This is a genomic window from uncultured Phenylobacterium sp., from assembly GCF_902826855.1.
In the GTDB taxonomy this organism is placed as follows: Bacteria; Pseudomonadota; Alphaproteobacteria; order Caulobacterales; family Caulobacteraceae; genus Phenylobacterium.
In genome coordinates, this window is sequence record NZ_CADEGK010000045.1 from 1 (window position 1) to 25,291 (window position 25,291).

29 protein-coding genes and 1 pseudogene are annotated in these 25,291 nt (G+C 67.6%); 18 read left to right on the plus strand and 12 right to left on the minus strand.

Annotation, left to right across the window (positions count from 1 at the left end):
- Positions 1–314: 314 nt before the first annotated feature.
- The 3 genes from QZV94_RS08515 to QZV94_RS08525 form a co-directional block, all read right to left on the minus strand.
- The gene (locus QZV94_RS08515) at positions 315–542 is read right to left on the minus strand and encodes a hypothetical protein (RefSeq protein ID WP_293677386.1); all 228 of its coding nucleotides are present in this window, start codon (positions 540–542) and stop codon (positions 315–317) included.
- Between the two features lie 182 nt (positions 543–724).
- The gene (locus QZV94_RS08520; RefSeq protein WP_293677387.1) at positions 725–1,408 is read right to left on the minus strand and encodes a hypothetical protein; all 684 of its coding nucleotides are present in this window, start codon (positions 1,406–1,408) and stop codon (positions 725–727) included.
- Complete coding sequence (locus QZV94_RS08525; protein WP_367254245.1) at positions 1,405–2,028, minus strand: HupE/UreJ family protein; 624 nt, start codon at positions 2,026–2,028, stop codon at positions 1,405–1,407. The genes QZV94_RS08520 and QZV94_RS08525 overlap by 4 nt, the downstream gene beginning before the upstream one ends.
- 298 nt (positions 2,029–2,326) lie before the next feature.
- Here QZV94_RS08525 and QZV94_RS08530 point away from each other — a divergent pair, with 298 nt between their 5' ends.
- Positions 2,327–2,818: a hypothetical protein gene (locus tag QZV94_RS08530; RefSeq protein ID WP_293677389.1), complete on the plus strand. Its 492-nt coding sequence runs from the start codon at positions 2,327–2,329 to the stop codon at positions 2,816–2,818.
- Positions 2,819–2,902: 84 nt separating this feature from the next.
- Here QZV94_RS08530 and QZV94_RS08535 read toward each other — a convergent pair whose 3' ends face one another.
- Positions 2,903–4,204, minus strand: coding sequence for an APC family permease (locus QZV94_RS08535; protein WP_293677390.1), 1,302 nt, complete (start codon positions 4,202–4,204; stop codon positions 2,903–2,905).
- Between the two features lie 151 nt (positions 4,205–4,355).
- Between QZV94_RS08535 and QZV94_RS08540 the strand changes: the two genes are divergently transcribed.
- Positions 4,356–5,051, plus strand: coding sequence for a peptidase (locus QZV94_RS08540; RefSeq protein ID WP_367254234.1), 696 nt, complete (start codon positions 4,356–4,358; stop codon positions 5,049–5,051).
- Positions 5,052–5,191: 140 nt separating this feature from the next.
- Here the strand turns inward: QZV94_RS08540 and QZV94_RS08545 are convergent, their stop codons facing one another.
- Positions 5,192–5,542 (minus strand): DUF190 domain-containing protein, encoded by a 351-nt coding sequence (locus tag QZV94_RS08545; protein ID WP_293677392.1) that lies wholly within the window; start codon positions 5,540–5,542, stop codon positions 5,192–5,194.
- 52 nt (positions 5,543–5,594) lie between these two features.
- Positions 5,595–6,080 carry an HXXEE domain-containing protein gene (locus tag QZV94_RS08550; RefSeq protein ID WP_293677393.1) on the minus strand — a complete coding sequence of 162 codons (486 nt, stop codon included), beginning with the start codon at positions 6,078–6,080 and terminating at the stop codon, positions 5,595–5,597.
- Between the two features lie 142 nt (positions 6,081–6,222).
- Here QZV94_RS08550 and QZV94_RS08555 point away from each other — a divergent pair, with 142 nt between their 5' ends.
- The 3 genes from QZV94_RS08555 to QZV94_RS08565 are packed head-to-tail and all read left to right on the plus strand — an operon-like array spanning position 6,223 to position 7,601.
- On the plus strand, positions 6,223–6,696 hold the full coding sequence (locus tag QZV94_RS08555) for a hypothetical protein (RefSeq protein ID WP_293677394.1): 474 nt from the start codon (positions 6,223–6,225) through the stop codon (positions 6,694–6,696).
- A 52-nt stretch (positions 6,697–6,748) separates the two neighbouring features.
- On the plus strand, positions 6,749–7,132 hold the full coding sequence (locus tag QZV94_RS08560) for a DUF3703 domain-containing protein (RefSeq protein ID WP_293677395.1): 384 nt from the start codon (positions 6,749–6,751) through the stop codon (positions 7,130–7,132).
- A gap of 46 nt (positions 7,133–7,178) precedes the next feature.
- Positions 7,179–7,601, plus strand: a complete 423-nt coding sequence (locus QZV94_RS08565) for a Fur family transcriptional regulator (RefSeq protein ID WP_293677396.1) — start codon at positions 7,179–7,181, stop codon at positions 7,599–7,601.
- Positions 7,602–7,634: 33 nt separating this feature from the next.
- Here the strand turns inward: QZV94_RS08565 and QZV94_RS08570 are convergent, their stop codons facing one another.
- The 4 genes from QZV94_RS08570 to QZV94_RS08585 are packed head-to-tail and all read right to left on the minus strand — an operon-like array spanning position 7,635 to position 14,480.
- Entirely contained in the window at positions 7,635–8,717 is a 1,083-nt protein-coding gene (locus QZV94_RS08570; protein ID WP_293677397.1) for a DMT family transporter, read from the minus strand.
- Positions 8,718–8,738: 21 nt separating this feature from the next.
- A complete protein-coding gene (locus QZV94_RS08575) occupies positions 8,739–11,918 on the minus strand; it encodes a CusA/CzcA family heavy metal efflux RND transporter (RefSeq protein WP_293677398.1) in 3,180 nt (1,059 codons plus the stop codon).
- Between the two features lie 13 nt (positions 11,919–11,931).
- Positions 11,932–13,182: an HlyD family efflux transporter periplasmic adaptor subunit gene (locus tag QZV94_RS08580; protein WP_293677399.1), complete on the minus strand. Its 1,251-nt coding sequence runs from the start codon at positions 13,180–13,182 to the stop codon at positions 11,932–11,934.
- A complete protein-coding gene (locus QZV94_RS08585) occupies positions 13,179–14,480 on the minus strand; it encodes a TolC family protein (RefSeq protein WP_293677400.1) in 1,302 nt (433 codons plus the stop codon). Before QZV94_RS08585 ends, QZV94_RS08580 begins: the two co-directional genes overlap by 4 nt.
- Before the next feature lie 216 nt (positions 14,481–14,696).
- Here QZV94_RS08585 and QZV94_RS08590 point away from each other — a divergent pair, with 216 nt between their 5' ends.
- The gene (locus QZV94_RS08590; protein WP_293677401.1) at positions 14,697–14,870 is read left to right on the plus strand and encodes a hypothetical protein; all 174 of its coding nucleotides are present in this window, start codon (positions 14,697–14,699) and stop codon (positions 14,868–14,870) included.
- Between the two features lie 174 nt (positions 14,871–15,044).
- Here the strand turns inward: QZV94_RS08590 and QZV94_RS08595 are convergent, their stop codons facing one another.
- Together QZV94_RS08595 and QZV94_RS08600 are read right to left on the minus strand one after the other, a co-directional pair.
- The gene (locus QZV94_RS08595; RefSeq protein ID WP_293677402.1) at positions 15,045–15,659 is read right to left on the minus strand and encodes a transmembrane anchor protein; all 615 of its coding nucleotides are present in this window, start codon (positions 15,657–15,659) and stop codon (positions 15,045–15,047) included.
- Positions 15,660–15,674: 15 nt separating this feature from the next.
- A complete protein-coding gene (locus QZV94_RS08600; RefSeq protein WP_293677403.1) occupies positions 15,675–16,370 on the minus strand; it encodes a HupE/UreJ family protein in 696 nt (231 codons plus the stop codon).
- 409 nt (positions 16,371–16,779) lie between these two features.
- Here QZV94_RS08600 and QZV94_RS08605 point away from each other — a divergent pair, with 409 nt between their 5' ends.
- The 12 genes and pseudogenes from QZV94_RS08605 to QZV94_RS08660 form a co-directional block, all read left to right on the plus strand.
- Positions 16,780–17,004, plus strand: a complete 225-nt coding sequence (locus tag QZV94_RS08605; RefSeq protein ID WP_293677404.1) for a helix-turn-helix transcriptional regulator — start codon at positions 16,780–16,782, stop codon at positions 17,002–17,004.
- A gap of 183 nt (positions 17,005–17,187) precedes the next feature.
- The gene (locus QZV94_RS08610; RefSeq protein WP_293677405.1) at positions 17,188–17,478 is read left to right on the plus strand and encodes a response regulator transcription factor; all 291 of its coding nucleotides are present in this window, start codon (positions 17,188–17,190) and stop codon (positions 17,476–17,478) included.
- Positions 17,479–17,596: 118 nt separating this feature from the next.
- The gene (locus tag QZV94_RS08615) at positions 17,597–18,232 is read left to right on the plus strand and encodes a lytic transglycosylase domain-containing protein (RefSeq protein ID WP_293677406.1); all 636 of its coding nucleotides are present in this window, start codon (positions 17,597–17,599) and stop codon (positions 18,230–18,232) included.
- Positions 18,229–18,552, plus strand: a complete 324-nt coding sequence (locus tag QZV94_RS08620) for a TrbC/VirB2 family protein (protein WP_293677407.1) — start codon at positions 18,229–18,231, stop codon at positions 18,550–18,552. Before QZV94_RS08615 ends, QZV94_RS08620 begins: the two co-directional genes overlap by 4 nt.
- A gap of 4 nt (positions 18,553–18,556) precedes the next feature.
- Positions 18,557–18,901: a type IV secretion system protein VirB3 gene (locus tag QZV94_RS08625; RefSeq protein ID WP_293677408.1), complete on the plus strand. Its 345-nt coding sequence runs from the start codon at positions 18,557–18,559 to the stop codon at positions 18,899–18,901.
- Positions 18,894–21,272, plus strand: coding sequence for a VirB4 family type IV secretion/conjugal transfer ATPase (locus tag QZV94_RS08630; RefSeq protein ID WP_293677409.1), 2,379 nt, complete (start codon positions 18,894–18,896; stop codon positions 21,270–21,272). The genes QZV94_RS08625 and QZV94_RS08630 overlap by 8 nt, the downstream gene beginning before the upstream one ends.
- A complete protein-coding gene (locus QZV94_RS08635; RefSeq protein ID WP_293677410.1) occupies positions 21,269–21,976 on the plus strand; it encodes a type IV secretion system protein in 708 nt (235 codons plus the stop codon). The genes QZV94_RS08630 and QZV94_RS08635 overlap by 4 nt, the downstream gene beginning before the upstream one ends.
- Positions 21,976–22,197 (plus strand): EexN family lipoprotein, encoded by a 222-nt coding sequence (locus QZV94_RS08640; protein ID WP_293677411.1) that lies wholly within the window; start codon positions 21,976–21,978, stop codon positions 22,195–22,197. The genes QZV94_RS08635 and QZV94_RS08640 overlap by 1 nt, the downstream gene beginning before the upstream one ends.
- Before the next feature lie 5 nt (positions 22,198–22,202).
- Entirely contained in the window at positions 22,203–23,138 is a 936-nt protein-coding gene (locus QZV94_RS08645) for a type IV secretion system protein (RefSeq protein ID WP_293677412.1), read from the plus strand.
- Positions 23,139–23,376: 238 nt separating this feature from the next.
- Positions 23,377–24,051 carry a virB8 family protein gene (locus QZV94_RS08650; RefSeq protein WP_293677413.1) on the plus strand — a complete coding sequence of 225 codons (675 nt, stop codon included), beginning with the start codon at positions 23,377–23,379 and terminating at the stop codon, positions 24,049–24,051.
- Positions 24,048–24,899 carry a P-type conjugative transfer protein VirB9 gene (virB9, locus tag QZV94_RS08655; protein WP_293677414.1) on the plus strand — a complete coding sequence of 284 codons (852 nt, stop codon included), beginning with the start codon at positions 24,048–24,050 and terminating at the stop codon, positions 24,897–24,899. Before QZV94_RS08650 ends, virB9 begins: the two co-directional genes overlap by 4 nt.
- Positions 24,896–25,291 (plus strand): annotated as a pseudogene (locus QZV94_RS08660) (hypothetical protein); the annotation flags it as partial. The gene virB9 and the pseudogene QZV94_RS08660, both read left to right, overlap by 4 nt.

A 25,291-nucleotide genomic window follows, 5' to 3' on the forward strand; every position in this document is an offset into this window, starting at 1 on the left:
GGGGGGCGGTCGCGGTGGAAGGGCGCGAATCCGGCCCGCCCGTGACGATGGCGCCTGGCGTGTCGCAGGGAACGACGTAGTAGGCGATCCGCTGCGGAGCCTGCGGATAGGTCGCGCAGGCGCCCAGCATTCCAGTCGCGATCACCAAGGTCGCGCCGGAACGGATAGGCGACGCCATGATGATTGCACTCCCGATTACACAGCCGGATCATGCGCCCGTTAGATGGAGACACCTATAACTTTGCTCGGGGACAGAGCCTGGGCATGCGTAAACTTCTGGTTTCGCAGATTTTCAGGCCTCGAGCCCTGAGGGGTTATTTGGCTGCGTGACTCCGCGCGAAGCTTCTCAGCTCGCCTCCAGGCTGCTGCAGGAGAATTTCGACGGGTCGTCCGCTCCCTTCCGCCGCCGCGGCGAACCTGAGCGCCGCCTCTTCCGCGTCGACCCGGTAGGGAAAGTCTCCCACCGAACCCCCGTCGGAGATCACACGCCAGCCGTCGCCGATGCGGAGGATGGCGATCGAGATCGAGACAGCCGGTTCCATAACGCGTCCGTTGACGAGCGATGAGGCGGACGGTCGCAAGACCTCTGCCGAGCCGCTGTGACCTGCCCACGGTGCGATTGAGGACCGTCCGGGGCGGCAGAGCCGATCCTACCGGCAGCCGGATGTGTTGTCCTGCATTGTAGCGGGCTCTTCGGACGGCGACTGCGAATCTCCGCACTGGCTCACGGCGCGGCTCTCGACGCGAGCGGCGCGTTCGGCCGGGCTTGCGCCGCAGGAACATTGGCAATGACGTTTGCCTCGTTGCCCGGCTGGCCGCCGGGAATCAATTCATAGAAGCCGCTCAATCGCAGCTTCACCACGATAGGGTTTTCGCTCGAGTTGGAAAACTGCCATCCCTCGATGCCGTCGAACGGCGCCGTGATGGCGCCCTGCTGCTTGAGGCCAAACGCCTGCTTGTAGCTGGCGACCGACATGGTCTCGCCGGGCTTCGGAGTGGTGTGGCCGTGCTGGTCGAAGTGGACGTCGCGCGGCTCACTCGTGCCGGCGACCTGCCACGCAAAGGTCAACGTCGCCCCCTTCTTCATCCGCACCTTGTACTCAAGCTCGGAGTTCTCGGCGCCGGTCAGGAAGCCGCCGAGCGGAACCTCCACCACGTCCTGACGGTAGGGCACATCGTACTCGCGCGCGTAGGCCACGGAACCCGCGCGCGTGCCGACGGTCTTCTCTTCAGGGGCCCATAGCCGGACGATGCCCGTGAGCTTCCCGACCCCGAGTGGGTCGACGTTGTACTCCGCGGGCAAGATCCCACCGCAGACGATGAGTATGGCCGCAACCACCGCTCCAACCGTCCCGAGGAGGAGGCGGCCGCGCGGCATCGGGCGGGTCGGTTGCAGATTTGCCGTCATGCGACTGGTCCCCCGAAGATGAAGTCGGCGACCTGCTGACCGCACAGAACAAAGCCGGCCAGCATGAGCAGCAGGTTGGCGGCGGCCGCAAGTGGTTCGAACGTCCTTGTGCGCCGCCAGAGGGTCATGGCCACAAGGATCAGCGAGAGGGCGACGAGCTGGCCAAGCTCCACGCCGACATTGAACGAAACAAGGTTTGTCAGCAGCCCTTCCCGGTTGAGCTTCAGCGCCTGGAGCTTGGTGGCCAGTCCGAAGCCATGGATGAGCCCGAACCCGAGCACCGCGGCCTTCGCGTTCGGCTGCACCCCAAACAGCGACTGGAAACCTGCGAGATTGTCGAACGCCTTGTAGGCGACGGACAGCCCGATCACCGCGTCGACCAGACGGCTGTCGATGTGCAGGCCGAAGTAGACACCGGCGAGGAGGGTGATCGAATGGCCGAGGGAGAAGAGGCTTACGTAGAGCGCGATCTGGCGCAGCCGAAAGAGGAAGAAGATAACGCCCACCAGGAACAGGAGGTGGTCGTAACCCGTCACCATGTGTTTGGCGCCGAGGTAGAGGAAAGGAAAGGGGTCGGGTCCACGCGTGGCCGCGACGAAGGCGGCGTCGGAGCCGCCGATCGCGTGCGCGGCGGCGGGCCCGGCCAGACAGACCGTGAGCCCCACGGCGAGAAGCGCCCCCTGATGTTTTCTCAATCTGCCGGGCCCCTGCACCACCTCTGCATACCGAAAGTTGGGGGTTTGCACAGCGTGTCTTCCGTCGAGATGTTCATCCGCTTGCCCTTCCCCTGTTGCGAGGCGGTTGGCGTTCCGCCATGCGTTCGGAGGCAAAGGCGGAGTGCGTTGCACTACGCCACGAGGCTGCCGCGACGTGCTAGTCTGCCCGCCATCGTGCTGGTTGTAGGCCGAGTTGAGCGCCGTGAGATCGAACATCCTCCTTGCCGTGTGTCTGGTTAGCGCGCTTGGCGTGCCTGCCGAGGCCGCGGAGCGCAGCCTGCTGCCCGTCGGGGCGACGAAGGACGGCCGGCTGCTGATCGATCTCGCCAGTCAGCATGACCATCATGGCCACGGCTACCAGCGCGTCTTCATTTCCCGGGAACTCGCGTCCACGCGGCTCGAGGATGGACGCAGCGTCGCGAAGCTTGAGGAGACGTGGGACTGGGACTGCGAGCGTGACCGTTACGAGATCGTGGAACGAATCCTGCGCGCGGACACCGGCGAGTACATCCGGCGTGAGCGGACCCCGCCGGCTTGGCGCAGCGTTTCGTCGCACGGCGCGGAGCGCAATGCCTTGGAGTTCGTCTGCAAGAAAATCCGGCCGGAGCCTCCGCAGGCGCCCATGTCCCGTCGACCGCCAGCTCGGCGATCAGAAGCCGTCGTGGTGGAAATGCTTCCACAGACCGGACGCTAGCGGTCCGTCGAACCAAACGCCCTAGGCTCCGACTATGACCGCTAACTCGGACGGCAAGGTTGTTCGCCTAAGGATCGCGGGACGTTAAGCCGCCGATCGACGGCGAACGAGCGCGTAGGGGACAGCCCCGGCCAGGATGGCGATCACAAACGTCAGGTAAACCTTCCACTCATATTGCGCTGCAAGAAGCAGGGATGTCGCAACGCCAAGTCCGGCCGTAATGGGAAAGCGCCCGATCGAGGGAACCTTGAACGGACGTTTCAGATCCGGCTTGGTATAGCGCAGGATGATGACGGCAGCGTTCACGCTGGCGAACACCAGGGTGACGCCAAGCGAGGAGAGGCTGGCGACGAACTTCACCTCGCCCAGGATGGCGAAGATGCACGCCGCGGCCAACATGACGCAGGCGCCGATCCACGGGCTCTTGCTCTTGCCGAGCGTGCGCTGCAGCGCCTTCGGGAGGTCGCCGGCTCGAGCCATGCCGAACAGCAGGCGGCTGCCGGAAATCGACGCATTGAGCACAGCGTTCGCGGTCGCGAGCAGGGCGGCCCCGGTGATGATCACCGCTGCCCATCGGCCGAGTTGGCCAGCCGCCGCGACGAGGGGAAAATCTGATGACGCGATGCTGCGCGGATCGACCAGGGCCAGGACGCCGAAGATCACCACGATATAGACCGCAGTCGTCACACAAAGGGCGACCATGAAGGCGCGCCAGATGTCGCGACCTGGATCCTTCGCCTCCTCCGAGAGCGTCGCCATGTGCTCGTAGCCGGAGTAGATAAAGAACACGATCGCCGCCCCTTGGAGCACCCCGCCCCAGTCCTGCGGCGGCGCAATCTTCGACGGCAGCTCCGCGCCCTTGAGGCTGAAGGCAAACACCGCGAACCCGATCAGGCAGAGAACCTGGATGGTCGTCAGCACGGCGCTTACAGAAGAGGCCTTGGTCACGCCCGCGATGTTGATCAGCGTGGCGACCGCCATCAGACCCAACGCGATCAGGACAGGGGGCATCGCGACAATGGTCTGCAGGTAGTTGCCGAAGGTCAGGCCGACCGTGGCGAAGGTGGCGGCGCCGTGAACAGCAATGAACAGTCCAACGGCAAAAGCGACGGCTGGCGCCTTCGGCAGCGCTTGGCGCAGGAAGCTGTGCTCGGCCCCGGCGCTGGGCATTGCCGAGGCGAGCTCCGCGTAGGAAAGGCCCGAAAAGGCGGAGATCACGGCGGCAACCACAAAACTGACCCAGATAGCCTCGCCGGCGGCGCCCGCGGCCGGGCCAATCACCGCATAGATTCCGGCGCCGATAATCGTGCCGATGCCGTACAAGGACAGCCGACCAAACCCGAGCGTTTTCGCCAGTCCGCCGCTTTGGCTCGTCGTCGCTGTCATGGCCACTCTCACGGCGAAGGTTGCATCTCAAACGCCGCGTAGCGGTATTCGATGCGAAGGGGAGGCGCCTTGACGCGTTTGGCTCCCACCCCGAGGTTGGGCGCAATGCGAACTGCCGGCGGGACCGATGACATACTGCCTAGGAATTCTCTTGCGCGGCGGGTTGGTGCTCGCGTCGGACTCGCGATCGAACGCGGGCGTCGATCAGGTGACGCAGGTGCGCAAGCTGGCCTTTCTCCCGACTGCGGCCGGATGCGCGGTTGCGATCATGTCGTCAGGGAATCTGGCGACCACCCAGGCTGTCGTCAGCACGTTGCGGGAAATGGCGGGCTCCGGCCAGCCTGGCCTCGATCTCTCGGCGGCAAAGACCCTGTTCGAGGTGGCGGGCATCGTCGGCGCGGTCTTGCGGGCGGTGATCGATCGCGATGGTCGCTTTGTGGCCCCCTATGGCGACGCCGCAGCCGGCTTCCTGGTGGGCGGTCAGATGGCCGGCGAGGCTCCGCGCCTCTTCCAGATCTATGCCGCTGGAAATGTGATCGAGGCGACTGACCGGGCGCCCTTCTTGCAACTGGGCGAAACGAAGTATGGCAAGCCGATCCTCGTGCGGGCCCTGACGATTGAGACCAGCTTGGAGGAAGCGGCCAAGCTGGCCCTGCTGTCGTTCGATGCGACTCTACGCAGCAACGTCTCCGTGGGAATGCCGATAGACCTTCTGAGCTACGTGACCGACAGTTTCAGCAGTGAAGACGTCAAGACGATTGAGGTGCACGATCCCTACTGGATGGCGCTTCGGGAAGCCTATGGCGCTGGCTTGGAAGAACTGATCGACCGGCTTCCTACGCCTTGAATGCGAGTGACGACAGCAGCAGCCGTCTGTCCTCGAACGGTACCGAACCAGTGTGCCAGAATTGACGCAGGGTTGGTCGCGCTACCAAAAATTCGCGTCGGCTGTGGCCGCTGTCGCCAAGTCCACTGAGTCTAGCCGTCCTAGTCTGCACTCGATCGGTGACGATGACCGCCGTAGCCGACGACGCCAATACGCTCCAACGTCACCAAACCGGTGTCGTCGGAGATCTCGAGGGTGTCGTGGAAGGCGCGGAGTGCGGATTCGCGGTCGGTCACTTCGACAACGACGTGCCGGCCAGGCTCCAAGTCCACCGCCTTGGCCCCATGCACGATCGCCGCCGGGCCGAATGCATCGAGCACCTGCAGCACCGCGGCGTTCGAGAGGCCCATGGCGCGAGCCCGGTCGATCAGAATTTTCCAGTACGGCAGGCCGTCGCGCGTCGCCGTGATGTCCGTGTACACGCGAAGCAGATGGAGGGGGTCCGGACTCATGCCGTCTCTCGGATGCGGGTGTGGCGGGCCCGCAGGACCGCTCGTTGGATCTCTAGATGAACAGGAACGCGACGGCCGCAAGAGCTATAACCGCACCAACGCCGACGGCCCCGAGTGCGGCGCCGCTGGGGAGGAGCCCATGCCGTCGGTTGAACAGGGTCAGGAAAGCGGTCGCCGGAAGCGCCACTGTTGCAGCGGTCACCATTCCCGGCGAGTAGTCCCCGAAGATCGCCGAAGCGCTCAGATGGAACAGCGCGTTGAACGCAAATTGCCATTGGAAGGCGTAGGCCATGAACCGCCAACCCCAGGGGCTGTCAGGGTCCTGTGCGCGGTAGGACGTCCATAGGACGACCCCGATCAAAGGAATGTGGATGGCCGCGAATTCCAGCAGGCCCATGGCGCCGAAGTGCGTGCTGACCCACGCCGGGAAGTCCGGGAGTTCCTCGAGCGTGTGCAGAAGGAAGGTCCCGCTCGGGAGCCAGAAGACTGCAAGTATCGAGGCGTTCGGCGCGGCGCCTTGAACTTTTGTTTGGGTCATCTTCGCACCTGCGAGCCACAATGACACGCTTTATGGATCCTCCAGCCCCTAGAGGAGCAAGCGCCGAACACGACGCCTGTTCGATCGAGCACCGTCGAGGCAGTTAGGCTACGATGGCTTCACGGTCGGCGAGGTGGGGCGAGTGGTGGCAGGGCGACAGCGGAGCAAGTCATCGGGGGCTGATGGCGAGACGGTCGCGATTATCGCTGAAGGTATCGGCGTCGTCGGCAGCACTGAGAAGGGCGACCATGTCGGGCTGGAGTTGCTCCTGGCAGCCGGCGACAAGGTGAGTGTTCTCTTTCCCTCCACTCACTTTCAGAAGCTGATGGCCGCCCTGATGGCCGCCGGGAGCGCGGCCCACCGTAACCAGCTGGCGTGGCTAGGCTCCGAGCAGGCCGCGGCTTCCCACGCCGGCGCCCAGCCGTTCGTTCCGACCTCGTGGTCCATCGGCAGAGCCAGTACGCGCGAAGGGATCGACGTGCTGATGGTCCGGTTTGAAAAGGATCAGACACCCGTCCTTGATCTGGCGTTCACCGCCGAGGCGGCGGAGCAACTGGTCCTGGACATATCAAAGGAACTGTCCCGAGGCGCGCCAGGGAAATCGCCGTTGCAGTAGAGCGCCGTCCGCGCCTTGTTCCGGCGGGACATCAGATGGAAGGAGCGTGGCGATGACAAAGACCACGGCGCGCCGGGAGGCTTACGACCGTGAAGCCATCCTTGCGAGGATCGCCTTCGCCAGAGGTGATTTGGCGGAAGCCTTCTATCGGCTTGAACGCGCTCATATCCTTGGCCAGCCATGGGCCGGGGCGCATTCCTGGACGCACTGGATGATGTTGCGCATCGGATGGCGCCGACGCGATGCGCGTGAGATCCGCGGTCAGATTCTTCGCCTTGCTGCAGGAGGCCTGCTGTCGTGGATGGATCGGCTCCCCGTGGGGAACACTGGCGGCGCCGACGTACCGCCAACGAAGCCGCTGCCTCTGCCCAGCGATCTCGTGCTGCTCTGTGAGGGACCTGGCGCGCTAGGGGTCGGGCCGGCGACGCCCTCTTGAGTGAACCATGACAGCAGGCCAGACGGTTCCTCGACCGACACGATCGATGGCCGCCCAGAAGGCGGCCCTCGCCGAGGCGGAAGCGCGATGCGAGGCGCGAGGCCAGACCTGGACCGCACCGCGCCGACGGACTTACGAACTGCTCCTGGCGGCGGCTACGCCGCGAACGGCCTATGAGCTGATGGCCGCGCTCAAGCGCGGCGCTCGCTACGTGGGGCCGCCAACGGTCTACCGCGCCTTGGACTTCCTGGTCGCCATGGGCCTGGCGCATCGGGTCGAGAGCCGGAAAGCCTACGTGGCCTGCGCCGCGCCTGACGATCCGCACGCCGCGGCGTTCCTGATCTGCGACCGCTGCGGGCGGACGGAGGAGCTGTTGCGTCACCTGGACGACTGGGGCCTGGCTCCGGCGGGTTTTGTCGTGCGGTCCGTCATCCTCGAAATCCGCGGGGAGTGCCGGGCCTGTCGCTGAGAGCGAGAGGGGCCCGCTCCGTAAGGCGTCTGGCTAGCCGGAGTGGTCGTGCCGATGGTGCAGGTCCGGATAGTGCGGATGGGCATGGCGCAGTCGCCCATGCCGGTGGCGATGGGTGTGCGGTTCGCCGGACGGATCCCCCGGCCCGTGAACGTGCTGGTGGTGCGCGTCGTGGCGGTGCGGATGCTCGTGCGCCAGCGGTGAGTGTTCATGCGCGTGGTCGTGACGCTCGACCAAGTGGAGGTAGAGGCCCACCGCCATCAGCACCGCCGCGGCGGCCAGTCGCCAGGTGACCGGCTCGGGGAACAATAGCAGGGCCAGTAGCGCGCCGATGAAGGGCGCGGCCGAGAAGTAGGCGCCGGTCCGCGCCGTGCCCAGGAAGCGCAAGGCCAGGACGAAGAGCACCAGACTCACTCCATAGCCCAGGAACCCGACAAGGCCGGCGCCGGCGAGCAGCCCGGGGTCCGGGAGACGTGCGCCCGCGGACAGCGCCACCACAAGATTGACGACGCCCGCGACCAGCCCTTTCACCATGGCGATCTGCACCGGATCCGAGGCGCTTATCTTGCGGGTCAGGTTGTTGTCCACGCCCCAGGCCAGGCAGGCCCCGGCGATGAGCACCGACCCCGTGCCAAGGCCGCCCATGCCGGCGTCTCCCTGCCAGGAGAGCAGCACGGCCCCGGCCAGGATCGCGGCCGCCCCAAGCAGCAGCCGGCGGTCGACGTTTTCCCGGAAGACCATCCAGGCGATCGCCATGGTGGCCAGGCCCTCGAGGTTCAGCAGCAAGGCCGTGCTCGCCGCCGAGGTGGTTGCGAGGCCCAACATGAGCATCAGGGGACCCGCCACGCCGCCCGCCAGCACCACCAGCGCCATCCAGCCCCAGTCTGCGCGCGCCAGCGGGACCTCCTGCGAAGGGACGCCGACCACCTTGCGTCCATAGTGCAGGATCGCCAGGCCGAAGCCCGAGCCCAGGTAAAGCAGCGCCGCCAGCAGCCAGGGGCTAACCCCTTCGCCGAGCAGGGCCTTGGCCAGCGGCGTGCTCGCCCCAAAAAGCGCCGCCGATGCGATCGCCAGCGGCGCGCCGGGCCAGGCCAGGTAGCTTCTCAGTTGCGCCATCGGATCCTCGACGTTGAGGCGTTAGCCGGGCGCCGAGTGCGCCGGTCGGTCAAGGGACGCTGACGGGCGCCTTCGATGGACCAGGGCATAGAGCGCAGGCAGGACGAGGAGGGTCAGCAGCGTGGATGAGATAACCCCGCCGATGACCACCGTGGCGAGCGGTCGCTGCACCTCGGCCCCGGCGCCCACGTTGAAGGCCATCGGGACGAAACCGAGGCTGGCCACCAGCGCCGTCATCAGGACCGGCCGCAGCCGCGTGAGCGCACCCTCGCGGATCGCGTCGTCCAGGGACCGCCCTTCCGTGAGGAGGGTGCGGATGAAGCTGACCATCACCACCCCGTTCAGCACCGCCACGCCGGAGAGCGCGATGAAGCCGATGCCGGCCGAGATCGAGAGCGGGAGCCCTCGGAACATCAAGGCCGCGACGCCCCCGGTCAACGCCAACGGCACGCCCGAGAAGACGATGGCCGCGTCCTTCATCGATCGGAACAGCGCGTAGAGCAGTCCGAAGATCAGCAGCAGCGCTGCCGGCACGACCAGCTGCAGCCGCTTGGCCGCGGAGATCAGCTGTTCGAAGGTGCCGCCGTAGCTCACCCAGTAGCCGCTGGGGAGCTCCACCTCCGCGCCCACCTTCGTCTGCACCTCCTGGATGAACGAGCCGAGGTCGCGCCCGCGGACGTTGGCGGTCACGACCACCCGGCGCTTGCCGTTCTCGCGGCCGATCTGGTTGGGGCCGATCTCCACCTCGATCCGGGCGACGTCCGCGAGCGGTACGAAGGCCCGTGAGCCCGCCGCCGTCGCGGGGAGCGGGACGCGCAGGCGGCCGATCTCGTCGACGTTGCTGCGGATGGCCTCTGGCAGTCGGACGACCACGTCGAACCGCCGGTCCCCCTCGAAGATCTGCCCGGCCACAGCGCCGCCGAGCGAGGCCTGGACCACCTCCTGGACATCGTCCACGTTGAGGCCCAGGCGGGCCAGGGCGGCGCGGTCCGGGGTGATCTGCAGGACCGGCAGGCCGGTGATCTGCTCGACGCTGACGTCCTGGGCGCCCTCGATGCCGCCGACGACGGCCTCCACGGACTTGCCGATCTCCAGGAGCTGCTCCAGGTCGTCGCCGAACACCTTGACTGCGACGTCGGCCCGGACCCCGGACAGCAGTTCGTTGAAGCGCATCTGAATGGGCTGGGTGAACTCGTAGTTGTTGCCTGGAACCGCGGCCACGGCGGTCTGCAGTTCGGCCAGCAGCTTGGCGCGCGACTTGCGGGGGTCTGGCCAGTCTTTTCGGTCCTTCAGCATGATGAAGGTGTCGGCCACGGAGGGTGGCATGGGGTCCGTCGCCACCTCGGCGGTGCCCATCTTGGCGACGACGCGCTCGACCTCCGGGAACTGCTTGATGCGGGCCTCGAGCGCCGTCTGCATGCGGATCGCCTGGGTCAGGCTGGTGCCGGGGATCCGCAGGGCGTGCAGCGCGATATCCCCCTCGTCGAGGTTGGGCACGAACTCCGACCCCATGCGGCTGGCCGCGAAGCCGGCGACGAGCACGAGCCCGACCGCGGCGGCGACGAAGACCATCCGCAGGCGCAGCGCCAGGTCCAGGGCCGGCGCGTAGAGCCGCCGCGCGCAGCGCATGACGCGGCTCTCGGTCTCCTCCACCTTTCCGGTGACGAACAGGGCGACCGCGGCCGGGACGAAGGTCAGCGACAGGAGCATCGCTGCGGTCAGGGCGATGACCACGGTGATGGCCATCGGGTGGAACATCTTACCTTCCACGCCGGTGAGCGCGAAGATCGGCACGTAGACGAGCGTGATGATCAGGACGCCGAACAGGGACGGCCGGATCACCTCGTCCGTCGCGGTGGCGGTCAGGGCGAAGCGCTCGTCGCGGGTCAGCACGCGGCCGAGCCGTTGCTGGGCTTGCCCAAAGCGACGCAGGCAGTTCTCGACGATGATCACGGCGCCGTCGACGATCAGGCCGAAATCCAGGGCGCCCAGGCTCATGAGATTGCCGGATACGCGCGTCTGGACCATGCCGCTGATGGTCAGCAGCATCGAGAAGGGAATGATCGCGGCGGTGATCAGCGCCGCCCGGAAGTTCCCGAGCAGCAGGAACAGCACCACGATGACCAGCAGCGCGCCTTCCAGCAGGTTTTTCTCGACGGTGGCGATCGCGCGGTCGACCAGTTCGGTGCGGTCGTAGACCGCCTCCGCCGTGACGCCGGCCGGCAATGCCTTGGCCGCTTCCTGCAGGCGTTCCGCCGCGGCCCTGGCCACGGTGCGGCTGTTCTCGCCGACCAGCATGAAGACCGTGCCCAGGACCACCTCCTGGCCGTTCTCGGTGGCCGCGCCGGTGCGCAGCTCCTCGCCCATACCGACGTCGGCGACGTCGCCGACCCGGATCGGTGCGCCGCCGCGGTTGGTGACGATGATGCCCCGCAGGTCGTCGAGGCCGCTGGCCTGGCCGGGCACCCGGACGAGGTACTGCTCGCCGTAGCGCTCGACGTAGCCGGCGCCGACGTTGGCGTTGTTGGAGCCCAGGGCTGCGATCACGTCGCCCATGGTCAGCCCGTAGGCCGACAGGCGTTGGGGCAGGGGGGTCACGTGATACTGCCGCTCGAAGCCGCCGATGGTGTTGACCTCGGTGACGCCGGGCGTGTTGCGCAGCTGCGGTCGGATCACCCAGTCCTGCAAGGTGCGCAGGTCCTCCGGCGAGTAGGCGCTGCCGTCGGGTTTACGTGCGCCGGGCTTGACCTCCAGGGTGTACATGAAGATCTCGCCCAGCCCCGTGGCGATCGGACCGAGTTCCGGTGTCAGGCTCGGCGGGAGCTGACTGCGCGCCGCCTGGAGCCGCTCATTGACCAGTTGCCGGGCGAAGTAGATGTCGGTCCCGTCCTTGAAGACGACCGTGACCTGGCTGAGGCCGTAGCGCGAAACCGAGCGTGTGTATTGCAGCCCGGGGATGCCGGCGATGGCCGTCTCCACCGGGAAGGTGATGCGCTGTTCCGACTCCAGCGGCGAGAAGCCAGGCGCCTCGGTGTTGATCTGCACCTGGACGTTGGTGATGTCCGGCGTGGCGTCGATGGGCAGCCGCTGGAAGCTCCAGACGCCGATACCGGCGCTGAGGAACACGAGCGCCAGCACGAGCCAGCGGTAACGGATCGAGAGCGCGACGATTCTTTCCAGAAGGGCTGGGCGTTCGAGCATGGTGCGGTGCGCCCTAGTGGTCGTGGCTCGCGCCGGACTTGTCGATGTCCGCGCGGATGAGGAAGGCGCCGTCGGTCACATATTCCGTGCCGGGCTCGAGTCCGCCCAGGACCTCGGTCCATTCGGCGGTTTTGCGACCCGGTTCGAGCATCCGCACCTCATAGGTGTTCCCCACCTTGGCGAAGACCACGGTGAAGTCGCGGAACCGCTGCAGGCCCTTGGTGCGCACCGCCAGCGGGACCCGCACTGTGTTGACCGCGAAGGCCCCCTCGACGCCGAGGCCTGGCCGCCATGCTTCGCCGCCTTGAATTGGCACCCGCGCCATCAGCGTCTGGCTGGCGATGTCGGCGGTCGGTAGCACCGCCTGGACGCGGCTGGTCAGCCGCGCATCCCCGGACAGGCTGCGGACTTCGACGGCCTGCCCGACGCGCACCCGTTCGGCGTCGCGCGGGTAAACAAAGAACCCGGCGTAGAGGCGGTTCGGATCGGCCACGACGTAGAGCGGTTGCTCTCCGGCTACGCCTCCGACATTGGCGGTCTTCTCGACGATGACGCCAGAGATCGGCGACGGGATCGCGTAGGTCTGCAGGCTGTTGCTCGACTCCACGCGCGCCAGCACCTGGCCCTTACGCACAGCTTGGCCCACCTCACCCGACAGCGACATGACCCGTCCAGGGTACCAGGCACGGACCTCGGCCTTGCCCTCCGGCGCGATCTCGATCCGACCGGGCAGGTCGACGAGCTCGGCGATGGTGACGGGCCCGGCGCGCTCCGTCTTCACGCCGCCCGCTTGCGCGGCCTGGGCCGAGAATGTGGTGCGGCCCTCGTAGGAGGCGTAGGACCAGCGGTGGGTCCGCCCCCCTTCGACCGCCGTCACCTTGACGTCGAACGAATGCGGCTCGTTCACCACCCCGCCGCCGCGCAGATAGTCCTGGACGGGTGCGAAGGCGAACCGATCGACCCTGCCGCCCAACCGGCCCAGCTCGACGGTGACCTGGGCCTGCCGGGGATCGAGGGGCTTGTCCTTGCGGTAGAGGTAGACGTGGAACTCGGGCGGCACGCCGTCCTCGAAGATGGTCATCTCCAGGGCGAAGTCGCCGTCGCGCAGCAGGCGGCCGCGATGCGGGCCGCGTTCATAGTCGGGCGCGGCCGCATGGCCCGGGGCTTCCGCCGGCTTGGCGCGCTCGCCGCAGCCCGCCAGCGCCAGGCCAGCCATCAGGATGAGCAACGGCGCCGTGGCGCGCTTGAGGGTCGGGGAAATCATCGGCGGGGCTCCGCGCTGGCGGTCTGGGTGACGAGGGCGGCATGGCGGCCAGTGACCCGGTCGAGGGCAGCCTGGTCGAGGTGGAATTGCCTGAGAACGACGAGGCGCCGGGCGCGCGCGTCGAAGAGCGCGCGTTCGGCCTCGGCGACGTCGAGGTACTGGAAGCCCCCGCGGTTGAAGCCCGCGCGCACCTGTTCGACGGCACGGATCGCGGCGGGGATCACCTCCGTTCGGATCCGCTCCGACTCGCGGGCAGAGGCGGTCATGCGGCGGGTCAGCTGGGCGATGTCGCGTTCCCGCGCGAGCCGCGCCGCCTCGATCTCCACCTCGGCGGCGGTGCGTTCGGCCTGGGCGCGTTCGACGCCGGCCCTGTTGGTGTCGTAGCGCCGCAGCGGAATGGAGCCGCCGACCACGAAGGCCACGTCGTCGCCCTGGCCGAGGTAGCGGACGCCGGCGCGGACCGTCGGATCGGTCACGGCCTTGGCCTGCTCGACCCGGATCGCGGCGACGGCCACGTCCCGCTCGGCGGCGAGGAGCTGCAGGTCGGCGACCTCGGCCGTCGCGGGGGCGACCGGCGGCGAGACCTCGAAATAGGCCTTTACGTCCAGGCTGTAGTTGGCCCCGGCCCCCCAATAGGCGGCCAGCCGAGCGCGGGCGGCCTCGGCGGCGGCGCGGGCCTCGTCGCGGGCGATCTCCGCCTGGGCGGTGACGGCTTCCGCCCGGCTGCCGGCGAACAAGGGATCGCGTGCGCTCTTCACCCGCCGCTCGACCTCGCGTTGCGCGCCGTGCGCCGCGACCAGCCGGGCCTCGGCGACCACCAGTTCGGCGTCGGCGGCCAGGGCCTCGGCATAGGCGATCTGCACGTCGCGCAGGACATCCAGCGCGCGAACCGCGCCGCGCCATCGCGCCACCTCCAGCTGGCCGCGCGCCAGGCCGGTGCGCGCGTCACGCTTGCCGCCGCGCTCCAGGGTCTGCTGGTACGAGACCGTGGCCTCGGTGCGGTCGGCAAGGGAATAGGCGCCCGTGCCGGCGAAGTTCTCGAGCTCGATCCCGATGCTCGGGTTGGGCTTGAGACCGGTCTGCCGGATCGCGGCTTCGCCCGCGAGAACCCGGGCGGCCAGCGCGGCGCGGCTGGGATCGTAAGCCGCGGCGCGCGACAGGGCTTCCGAGAGGCTGAGCGACGGCGCAGGCGTCTGGGCGCCCGCGCTGGAGGCGGCCATCAAGCTAGCCGTCAGCGCTGTGCCGGCCAACCAGGCGCGGATGCGCCGGGGCCGGCGTGCGCCGGGGAACATGGGCATGGGAGATGTCTCGCAAACGGTCGTGAAAGGGCGCGCCGCGTCGCGGGACGCGGGCGTTCAGACGCGGATTGCGATCGGTTTCGGAGGGCGTTCCAGCCCTCCAGGACGTACGCCTCTGACCCCGGCGGCCCGCGGAGGCGTCAGGGACGCTTCGCCGGTCGATACCAGGACAGAGGTCTCTCCAGTGAGGGTGAGGGAGCCTGAAGGCCCATCTCCGTGATGGTGATGGGCGGGACCCGTCTGATTGTCGTCGGAAGACTCGTCAGCAGCATCGCCGTGGTCACCGTCCCTGGGGTGATCGGCATGATGATCTTCGTCGGCCTCGGTAAGCGTGAGTGGCACGGCATGCTCGTGGGTGACCTGAGCCGCGTGTTGGACGCGATCGACTAAGCTGGCCGCCGACGACCCGGAGGCCACGACTGAGAGCGCCACGCAAAGCGTCGCGAGCCAGGCTCGTACCGGCAGCATCAGGCCGCGTCTCATGAGCCTTCCTTAGGATGCTGGCGCTGTAGTGGCAACGCGCGCATTTGCGCGCCCAATGTTAGCGACCGACGTTGGCAGAAATCACACCACCCGTTTGACTCGGATGTAGTCCCCGTCCACCCGCAAAGTGACTGTCGCCGACTGGCCGGACCGGTTCCGCCAATACCAGCCGTGAGATCCGTCGAACGCGGCGGTCAGCGACCCCTGGCTGCGGACCTCGGAGCCCTTGGCGTAGCCGTGGTACTTGATGCCTGCGCCATCGCCGTGAGTGTCGAAATTCACGCGCGGACCATCCGTCGACCAGAGGTAGCGGATCGTGGCGCCCTTGCGCATCTCCACCTTGATCTCAGCGGCTTGGTTCGGCGCGAGGGTGAGGCTGACCTCGTGAGGCGGGTGCGGCGTCGCGCCGGCAGCCGGCGCAGCGACTTGGGCGGTGGCAAGCGCCGTGGCCGGGGCGGACTGCGGTACGGGTTGAGCGTCGGCCAGTTCCGCCTCCGCGGCCAGGGCGACCTTGACCTCGCCCATCTGGGTCAGGCCCAGCAGGCGCCCGATGCCGGTGGGATCGATGGCGTACTCGGCGGGAAGGACCGTGGTGACCAAGAGGACGCCGGCCACGCCCGCGGCCATGGCGGTGGACCGCAGAAGCCTGGCGGAGGACGGCAGTTCGGAGGCAAGGGGCCTTTCCGCATCGTACATGGCAAGCGCTCCGGATCAGGCGGCGAAGTAGCCGACCAACTGGTAGCCGGTGAGCACGAAGCCCAGGGCCATCAGCACGACGTTGGCGAAGTAGGCGTGGCGCCAGAAGCTCGCAGTCCGACGCCAGAAGCCCATGGCGATGAGGATGGCGGTGAGCGCCAGGATCTGGCCGATCTCCACGCCGACGTTGAAGGCGATCAGGTTGGCTACGAGGCCGTTCGGATCGAGCTCGAAGTCCTGCAGCTTGGTGGCCAGGCCGAAGCCGTGGAACAGGCCGAAGATCAGGGTAGCCGCCTTGGTGTTCGGCTGCACCCCGAACCAGCGTTGGTAGGCGCCCATGTTGTCGAGCGCCTTGTAGACCACCGAGAGCCCGATGACGGCATCGACCAGATAGCTGCTGACGTTCGTACCGGTGAGGACGCCCAGCAGCAGAGTCGCCGAGTGGCCGATGGCGAACATCGTGACGTAGATGCTTACGTCCTTCAGGCGGTAGAGAAAGAAGATCACCCCGAACAGGAAGAGCAGGTGGTCGTAGCCAGTGACCATGTGCTTGGCGCCAAGGTAGATGAAGGGGCCGATCAGCGGCCCCGAACTCTCCTGGATGAAGCCCTTGTCGCCGTCAGCCACGCCGTGAGCGAAGGCACTGCTGAGACTCCCGTCCAGGAACAGAAATGCGAGGGCGCACAGGAGAAGCGCGGCAAGCTTCGTCATCCTTCCTGCATATGGAGGCAGCGACTTCGTAGCAAGGCACGCAGGGGTGGGCGCGAACGCACCTGCGCGCTGCGCACAGGCGCGACAGCGCGCAGGCTTTGCCTTTATGGGCGGCCCTGGATCCGCCGCGCTTTGGCTTCCATGCAGAAGCGCGCCAGCGTTCTTTCCCAGGCTTGGGCCCGTCGAAGGCCTGGCGCATCTGCTCGCCGGCCTCGGCATAGGTCCCTCAGGCAGTGCTCGAGCGTCGATCAACTTGGTCCCAAAGACCTCTGCGCTCAGCCGATGCGCGAGAGGCGGAACCACAACACTGCAAGGTTGATTTACGTTAGGTCACGTTTCAAGATCGCCAGATAAGAACAAGGCAATGGGGATGCGATTCTCGTGCGTCTAAACTCATCGAGAACCGCCAGTGCCTGAGCCGGTCGAACCGCAGCTTAGCCCCCGTCAAATAGAGTGCCTGCGCCTTGCGGCTGCGGGGCACACGTCGTCAGAAATCGCAGCCAGACTTGGGCTGTCGTTCCGCACCGTCGACCAGTATGTCAGCGAGGCCTGTGCGCGCTTGAAGGTTCGCAATCGTACACAAGCTGTCGCCAAAGCGGTGAAGCTGGGCCTTCTTTCGGACCCGCCTCCGTAGAAGCGCGGTCCGCATTCCTACGGAATTGACGCGCCTGTCGGTTGTCGGGAATCAATCGGTAGTGGTGTTGCTAGCGATGCCTACGAGCCGTTGAGCTCAGGCGCTTGGCCGTTCCGCGCACGCGCCTTTTTGCGCGCTTAACCGGTCTAGTTGGGGGGCAGACCTGACTAGGAGTTCGGTAGAGTGGCTAGCCAGAGTAATTCCTTCCGGGATGAGCCCCGGTCGTTTCGCCAGCATTTTGAAGCGGAACACCATCCGTTTTCAGCGCGTCTGATTACTGAACGACAGCTTCAGTGCTTGGCCTGGGTCCAGGAGGGCAAGAGCGCGACGGACATCGGCGCGATCCTTGGGCTCTCCGGCCGGACCGTCGAGAAGCACATCATCAAAGTCTGTGGCCACCTCGGTGTGAAGACGCGGGTCCAGGCCGTCGTGCGAGCCCGGGAACTTGGCCTCATCACCGGGCATGCGCCGTAAACCTACGCCCTCCGGATGGGTAGGCTTGCGCCTCGCAGCTCTGACGCCGTCCGGCCAACATCACGGTCGAGGCCTTGAAGAGGCCTCTCGTTGAAGCCTTCACCGCCAGGCGCCAGACATGACCCTCAGCCTCGCTGCCGCTCTTGCTCTGGCCGCGCAATGCGCCCCGACCATCGCGCCTCAGACCCTCCTGTCTGTGGTTCAGGTCGAAAGCCGGTTCAATCCTCTCGCGATCGGGGTCAATGGCGCCCCGCGTATCGCGGTCGCACCGGCCTCGTTCGATGACGCGGTCGCGAAAGCCGGCGCGCTCATCGCTGCCGGCCGAAGCATCGATCTCGGCCTTGCGCAGATCAACAGCAAGAACCTGTCCTGGCTTGGCCTTAGCCTGCGGGAGGTGTTCGAGCCCTGCACGAACTTGAGGGCCGCGGCGCGCATCCTGCAGGACGGTTACATGCGGAGCGCTGCCGGGCGCGTGGGTGAACAGGCGGCTCTCAGGACGGCGCTGTCCTACTACAACACCGGCCATCCCATCCGTGGGATCAGCAATGGCTACGTCGGCAAGGTCACGGCTGCGGCCGGGCGGATCGTGCCAGCGATTGGCGGCGCAAGCCTGCAAGCGGCCCCAGAGTCCGAACCCCAAGTCCCGCCTGAGATCCCGCCACAACCGGCGTGGGACGTGTTCGGCGAAGCCTCTCGCAGCCCCGGGAGCTTCGTTACGACCCTCTCCAACACATCGCCCGGAGGTCTCCAGTGAGCGTGCACAGCAATAGGCGTCTTATTGGCCGCCTGGCCTTGGCGGGGGTGATAGCCTTGGCCAGCGCCAGCCCCGCCTTCGCCCAATCGTCCGGCGTCGGCGGCAACATCGGCAGCTTCATCCAGAACATCATCGATCTGCTCAACAGCAACGTCATCCGCGGGCTGGCGGTGATCGCCATCATCATCACCGGCATCGCGTGGATGTTCGGGCACCTGGACATGCGCCGCGCCGGAACGGTGGTCGTCGGCATCATCGTGATCTTCAGCGCGGCGGGAATCGTCGATCTGATCACGGGCGGCGGTGGCGGCGGAGCCTGATGAAATGTCCGCCGAGGCCGACGAACGTCTGACCGAAGACACCCTGTTTCTGGCCTGCACGCGGCCGGCCATGGTCGCCGGCGTGCCGATGGAGGCCATGGGCCTCAACGTCATGGTGACCGCGACGGTCTTCCTGGCTGCGCACTCGCCCGCCTATCTCCTCATCGCGCCCGCGGTCCACCTCGTGTTCCGGGCCGTCTGCAAGCACGACCACAACGCCTTCCGCGTGCTGTGGATGTTCGTCGACACCAAGGGCCGCGCCCGCAACGGCGCGACCTGGGGCGGCAGCTCCTCCACCCCGCTCCCGCTGAAGCGCCGCTACGTCGCCGCCGAGGTGCTTCGTGGGTGACTTCCTGCTCCAGCCTCGGGCGAGGGAAGCAACGCTCGGGCGCGACCTCGATCCACGAGGCGCGCTCCCGTATGCCCGCCACCTGACCGGAGAGATCATCGGCCTCGACACCCAGGCCTTGATGGTCACGTTCCAACTCGACGGGGCCAGTTTCGAGACGGCCGATGTGCGCGACCTGAACGACTGGCACGCCAAGCTCAACGGCACCTGGCGCAACCTCGCCAACGATCATCTGGCCGTCTGGCATCACCTGGTCCGGCGGCGCCATGAGGGTTACCCGGACGGCGCGTTCCGCTCCGACTTCGCCGTCGATCTCGACGCCCAGTACCGCGCGCGGCTTGGCGCGACGCAGATGTTCGTCAACGAGCTCTATGTGACCCTGATCCTGCATCCGGGTCGCGACGCCACCGAGCGCGCAGGCGCCTGGATCGCCAAGCGCCGCCGATCCGACGCCGACGAGGAGGAGGCGGTCAGGCGGCTGCAGGACGCCGGGCGGGACCTGGCGCAGTACCTCAGCCGCTACGGCGTTCGGACGCTTGGCCTCTACGAGCGGGACGGCGGCTGGTTCTCCGAGCCCCTCGAAGTGTTGCGGCTCGTCCTGACGGGACGACGCGAGCGCGTGCCCTTGATCCGCGGGCATCTCGGCTCGGCGATCTATTCGGCGCGTGTCATCTTTGGTCGTGAGGCCCTGGAGATCCGAGACGTTGCGGACGCGCGTTTCGCCGGCATGTTCGGGGTGAAGGAATACCCCGCTGTCACCCGTCCGGGACTCTGGAACGGGCTGCTCTCGGCACGCTTCGCCTTCGTCGCCAGCCAGTCCTTCACCTTCCTATCGAAGTCGGCGGCCCGCGCGGTGATGGAGCGCAAACAGAACCAGATGCTCTCGGCCCGGGACCGCGCCGCCTCGCAGATCACGGGGCTCGGGGACGCACTGGACGACCTGATGTCGAACCGCTTCGCCATGGGCGACCACCAGGCCTCCGTGCTGGTCTACGGCGACGACCCGCGCCAGCTCGCAGATAACCTCTCCAGCGCCCGCGCGCTCCTGGCCGACTCTGGCCTTGTCACCGCGCGCGAGGACCTTGCGCTCGAGGCGGCCTTCTGGGCGCAGTTTCCCGGAAACTTCAGCCGGCGTGTGCGACCGGCCGCGATCACCTCGCGCAACTTCGCGGCGCTGGCCCCCTTCCACACCCATCCGGCTGGCCGGGCAGAGGGCAACCACTGGGGTCCGGCGGTGGCGGTGCTGCGCACCTCGGCGGGCTCGCCCTTCCACTTCAACTTCCACGTCGGCGACCTCGGCCACACCTTCATTTGCGGGCCGTCCGGCTCGGGGAAGACCGTGGTGCAGAACTTCATGCTGGCGGCGCTGGAGAAGTTCGGCGCCCAGCAGGTCTTCATCGACAAGGACCGTGGCGCGGAGATCTTCGTCCGCGCCTGCGGCGGGACCTACCTGACCCTTCGTAATGGCGAGCCGACAGGGTTCGCGCCGCTCAAGGCCCTCGACTTCACGCCGGCCAACGCCGCCTTCCTCGGCCAGTTGATCCGACAGCTGGTCGGCGCGAGCGAGCGGCCGCTGTCGGTTCAGGAAGAGCACGCTATCGACCAGGCTGTCGTCGCCTTGGGCCCGCTGCCGCCCGCTCAGCGATCCCTGTCGGCGCTGCGCGCGCTCCTCGGCCAGCGCGACGCCGGCGGCGTCGGCGCCCGACTAGAAAAGTGGTGCCGGGGCGGCGCGCTCGGCTGGGTGCTCGACAATGAAGCAGACGCGCTGGGCCTGGACGCCCGCTTCCTCGGCTTCGATATGACCCATGTGCTGGACAACGCCGAGGTCCGCACGCCGATGATGATGTACCTGTTCCACCGGCTTGCCGCCCTGGTCGACGGTCGCCGCCTGGTCATCGACATCGACGAATTCTGGAAGGCGCTCGGCGACGAGGCCTTCCGCGGCCTCGCCCAGGATGGGCTGAAGACCTACCGCAAGCAGAACGCCTTCATGGTGTTCGGCACGCAGTCGCCGGCCGACGTGCTCCGCTCGCCGATCGCCCACACCATCCTTGAGCAATGCGCCACCAAGATCTTCCTGCCGAACGCCCATGCGGCGGAGCGCGACTACATCGAGGGCTTCGGTCTTACCCGGCGCGAGTTCGCCCTGGTGCGCGAGGAGCTGGCCCCGGAGTCGCGGCAGTTCCTGATCAAGCAGGGGCTCAATTCCGTGGTCGCCGAGCTGCGCCTCGACGGGCTGGACGACCAGCTGGCCGTGCTCTCCGGCCGGACCGAGACGGTCGATCTCCTCGACCGTATCCGGGCCCGCGTCGGCGACGACCCCAAGGACTGGCTCGAACCCTTCCACCGCGAACGCAGGATGATCCCATGAAGCGGCCGTTGATCACTTTCGCCCTTGTCGGCGTCGTCACCTTGGGGAGCTCAGCCGCCCATGCCCAGCTCGCGGTCTACGATGCCACCAGCTACGCCAAGCTGATCCAGCAGGCGACCACGGCCGTGAACCAGCTCAACGAGCTGAAGACCCAGGTCACTCAAGGCCAGCAACTGTTCTCAAGCCTCAACGACGCCTCGGGCGTGAGCAAGATCGCCAGCGCGCTCGGCGTGCCGTCGCTGCGGTCCTTCCTCCCGGACACATCGGCCCTGAGTGCGGTCACCAAGGGGGACTTCTCGGCCCTTGGCGCCATTGGCGCCAAGGCCGACGCCATCCGCTCCGCCAACCGGCTCTACACCGCTTCGCCCGACGATCCGCTTGGCGCCGATCTCGAGGCGGCGGGCCAGCGTGCGGCCCGCGACCTGGCTTTGGGTCGGAGCGTCACCGACGCCGGCGCCGAGCGCCTGGAGGGGCTGAAGGATCTTCAAGCCGCGATCGACACGGCGCCCAACGCCCGAGCCGTCATGGACCTGCAGGCCCGCGCCACCACCGAACAGGCGATGATCGCCAACGATCAGATGCGCCTGCAGGGCATCGCCATGGCCCAGGCGGCGGAGGACCGGCTGCAGGCTCAGCGCGATCGCGAACGGATGCTGGCGGCCCGCGGGGCGCGCATGGCCGCCTACAAGCAGGGGTTCCAGTGATGCGCCGGTTGGTCCTCGGCCTGACGCTCGCAGGCCTCGCGGCCTGCTCACCAGAACCGCGTAGCGCCAGCTATTTCCAGGCTCATCAAGAAGAGGCCGCGAAGGTGGTGGCGGACTGCCAAACCGGCGCCCATCGCGGCCAGGAGTGCGTCAACGCCCAGGCCGGCGTCGCCGCCGCTAAGCGCGACGCGCGGATGGACGCCTACCGCAAGGGGTTCTGAGTCCCGTGGCTGAGACGCTGCACATCTTCCAGCCCGCCTATCAGTTCGTCGACAGTAAGCTCGACGTCTTCCTGAACGAGCGCGCCGGCTCGGTGATGGCCCAGGTGTCCGGCCCGCTCCGGGCCGCCCTGGTGCTCTACGTGCTGCTCTACGGTTTCGCGATCCTGCGCGGCGCGATCCAGGAGCCGTTCATGGATTTCGTGGTGCGCAGCATCAAGCTGGCCTTCATCTACATGCTGGCCACCACGGTCGCCTATTCGACCTACGTCACCCAGCCCCTGTTCCACGTCCTGCCCGACACGCTGACCCAGGCGGTGAGCGGGTCAGGCGTCCCCGACGTCGGCTCGGCCTTCGATCAGTTTTTCAACCGCGCGGCCTACCTCGCCGAGAAGATCACCAAGGAGGCCACCCCGATCGACTTCGGGCCATGGATCCTCGGCGCCGTGGTCTACATCGTAGGCGCGCTTGCCGCCGCCATCGGCTTCGGGGTGGTCCTGATCGCCAAGGTCGCGCTGGCCTTGCTCGTGGCGCTCGGCCCGATCTTCGTGGCCTGCGCCCTCTTCGACGCGACCCGGCGGTTCTTCTTCGGCTGGCTCAGCCAGGCGGTGAACTACCTCGTCCTCTTCGCGCTGATCATCACCGTCTTCCAGCTGATCCTGTCGCTTGTCGCCCAGCAGTGGGGCAACATCGATGGCTCCGATCCCATGGCCGGCGGCCTGTTGTTTGTCGCCCTGTGCCTGCTCGGCGCGATTTTCTTCCTGCAGACCCCAGCTATCGCCGCAGGGATCGCGGGCGGGGCCAGCGCAGGCCTGGCCGACTTCGCCAACGCCGCCTCCCTGAGTGGCGTACCCCGGGCCGGCGCGCCGCAGGGGCCGCAAGAGGCAAGCCGCAGCGCGCCGCGGGGCGGGGGCTCCATTCGTCCAGCTGGAGGTCGCGCGTGATGCGGGTCGCTGTCCTTATGATCTCGGCGTCCCTCGCCCTGGCCGCCTGTTCGTCGACCGGTGGCGGAAAACTCGCCGTCTGCGATGGCAAGCATCTGCGGCCGGGCAATCCCTACGGGACCGTCCTGGCGCCAGCCGCCACCGAAGTCAGGACATCCGCGCCGCCTGGCGCTGCTGAACCCAAGCCGAAGGCCCTGTCCGCCATTGGTTCGCCGGCGTCGTTCGGGAGCTGCCGCGCATGACCGCCGAAAGCGATCTGAAGGGCTATTTCGCCGAGGCGAAAGGCTGGAATGCCGATCAGCTTCGCAGCGCGGAGCGTTCGCGTCGCCTGGCCTGGGGCGTGGCGGCGTTCGCCTCCCTCGCGGCCACTGTGGCGATCGGCGCGGTCGCCTCGCTTGCGCCGCTGAAGAGCGTCGAGCCGTTCGTTGTCCGGGTGGATCGCACCACCGGCGCCGTCGATGTCATGACGGCGCTGAGGTCCGAGAAGCCGCTCACCTATGACGAGGCGGTCACCAAGCATTTCCTGGCGCAATACGTCCGGTCGCGGGAGGGCTGGCTCGCCCCGGCCGCCGAGGCCAATTTCCGCCAGGTCTCGATCATGTCGACGGCCGCTGAGCAGCAGCGCTGGGCCGACGCCTTCCGCCCGGCCAATCCGCAGAGCCCCCAGGTGATCTACGGTCCGGCCGGCGAGGCGCAGATCGATATCCGGGCTGTGAGCTTCGTCTCTGACGGAGTCGCCAACGTCCGCTTCCACCGGATCGTGCGCCAGAGCCAGCAGGTGACCGAGAGCGATTGGATCGCCACGGTGGCCTACAGCTACACCCGCGCGCCGATGGGCGAGGCCGACCGTCTTCGCAACCCGCTGGGATTCCAGGTGACCAGCTACCGGGCCGACCCGGAGGTGGTGCGATGAAAGCCCTCGGCGCCGTCTTCGCGGTAGCGGCGGTTCTCGCCGCCGCGCCCGCCTTCGCGCTGGATACCCCGAAATCCGGCCCGTCCGATCCGCGGATCAAGATCGTCGACTATGACCCGTGGGCGGTGGTGAAGGTCACCGGGGTCTTTCGCACGGCCACCCAGATCCTGCTGGGCGCCGATGAGACCATCCTTCACGTGGCGGTCGGAGACGCCACCGGGTGGGACGCGGCGGCGGAGAAGAACATCCTCTTCGTCAAGCCGAAGGCCGCCCGGCCACCGACCAATCTGATCGTCACCACCAGCCGCGGCGGCGAGACCCGCAACTACACCTTCGAGCTGTCGACGCGGGCCGGCTCTTCGGCGCGGAACACGCCCGATACCGTCTTCGGCCTGCGCTTCCGCTATCCGCAGGACGAGAAGCTTGCGGCGGCCTCGGCGCTGACGGCGCAGGCCGCCGCGCTGGAGCGTCGCATCATCGAGCTGAAACTCGACCGCGCGGTGGTGGAGGGACGGCGCAACCTGAATTACGGCGTCCAGGGCGCGAGCGCGCTGCAGCCTTCAGAAGTCTCCGACAATGGGCGCTTCACCGTCCTCCGCTTTCCGGCCAACCAGCAGGTCCCGGCCGTCTACCAGGTGGAATCGAGCGGGACCGAGAGCCTGATCCCCTTCGATGTGCGCGGCGAGTTCGTCGTGGTTCACGCCGTGGTTCGTCAGCTTCGGCTACGGCGCGGGCGCGACGTCCTCTGCATCTACAACCAGGCCTTCGAGCCCTACGGCGTCAACCCCGGGACCGGGACGGCCGCGCCCGACGTCCAGCGAACCGATCAGGGAGCGTCCAAGCCATGACCGACGCCGCCGAACCGCACGGTGCGGGCCCGCCCTTTGAGGAACCCAGGCCCGCGCCACCCGCCTTTGAACGCTCGATCTCGCCCATCGCCGGACGCCTGGGTTCGGGCATGACCGGCAAGGCCGTCGTCCTGGCCGCCCTCGTCGCCGGCTGCGGCGTCTTTGTCGCGGCCAGTTGGGGCCCCGCCAAGCCGAAGGCCGAGCCGCGGCGCGACGAGCCGGCGCGGCAGGTGGTGGCGTTCGAGCCGGCGCTGAAGACCCCGTCGGCGGACTGCGCGGCGCCGCGCGCCGACGCCGAAGACCTAGGCCCGACCGCCGCCGGCGGCCCCGTCCGCGCGGTCCAACCCACGGCCAGGCGACTGACTACGCCAGCCGACGCGGCAAGCCGCGCC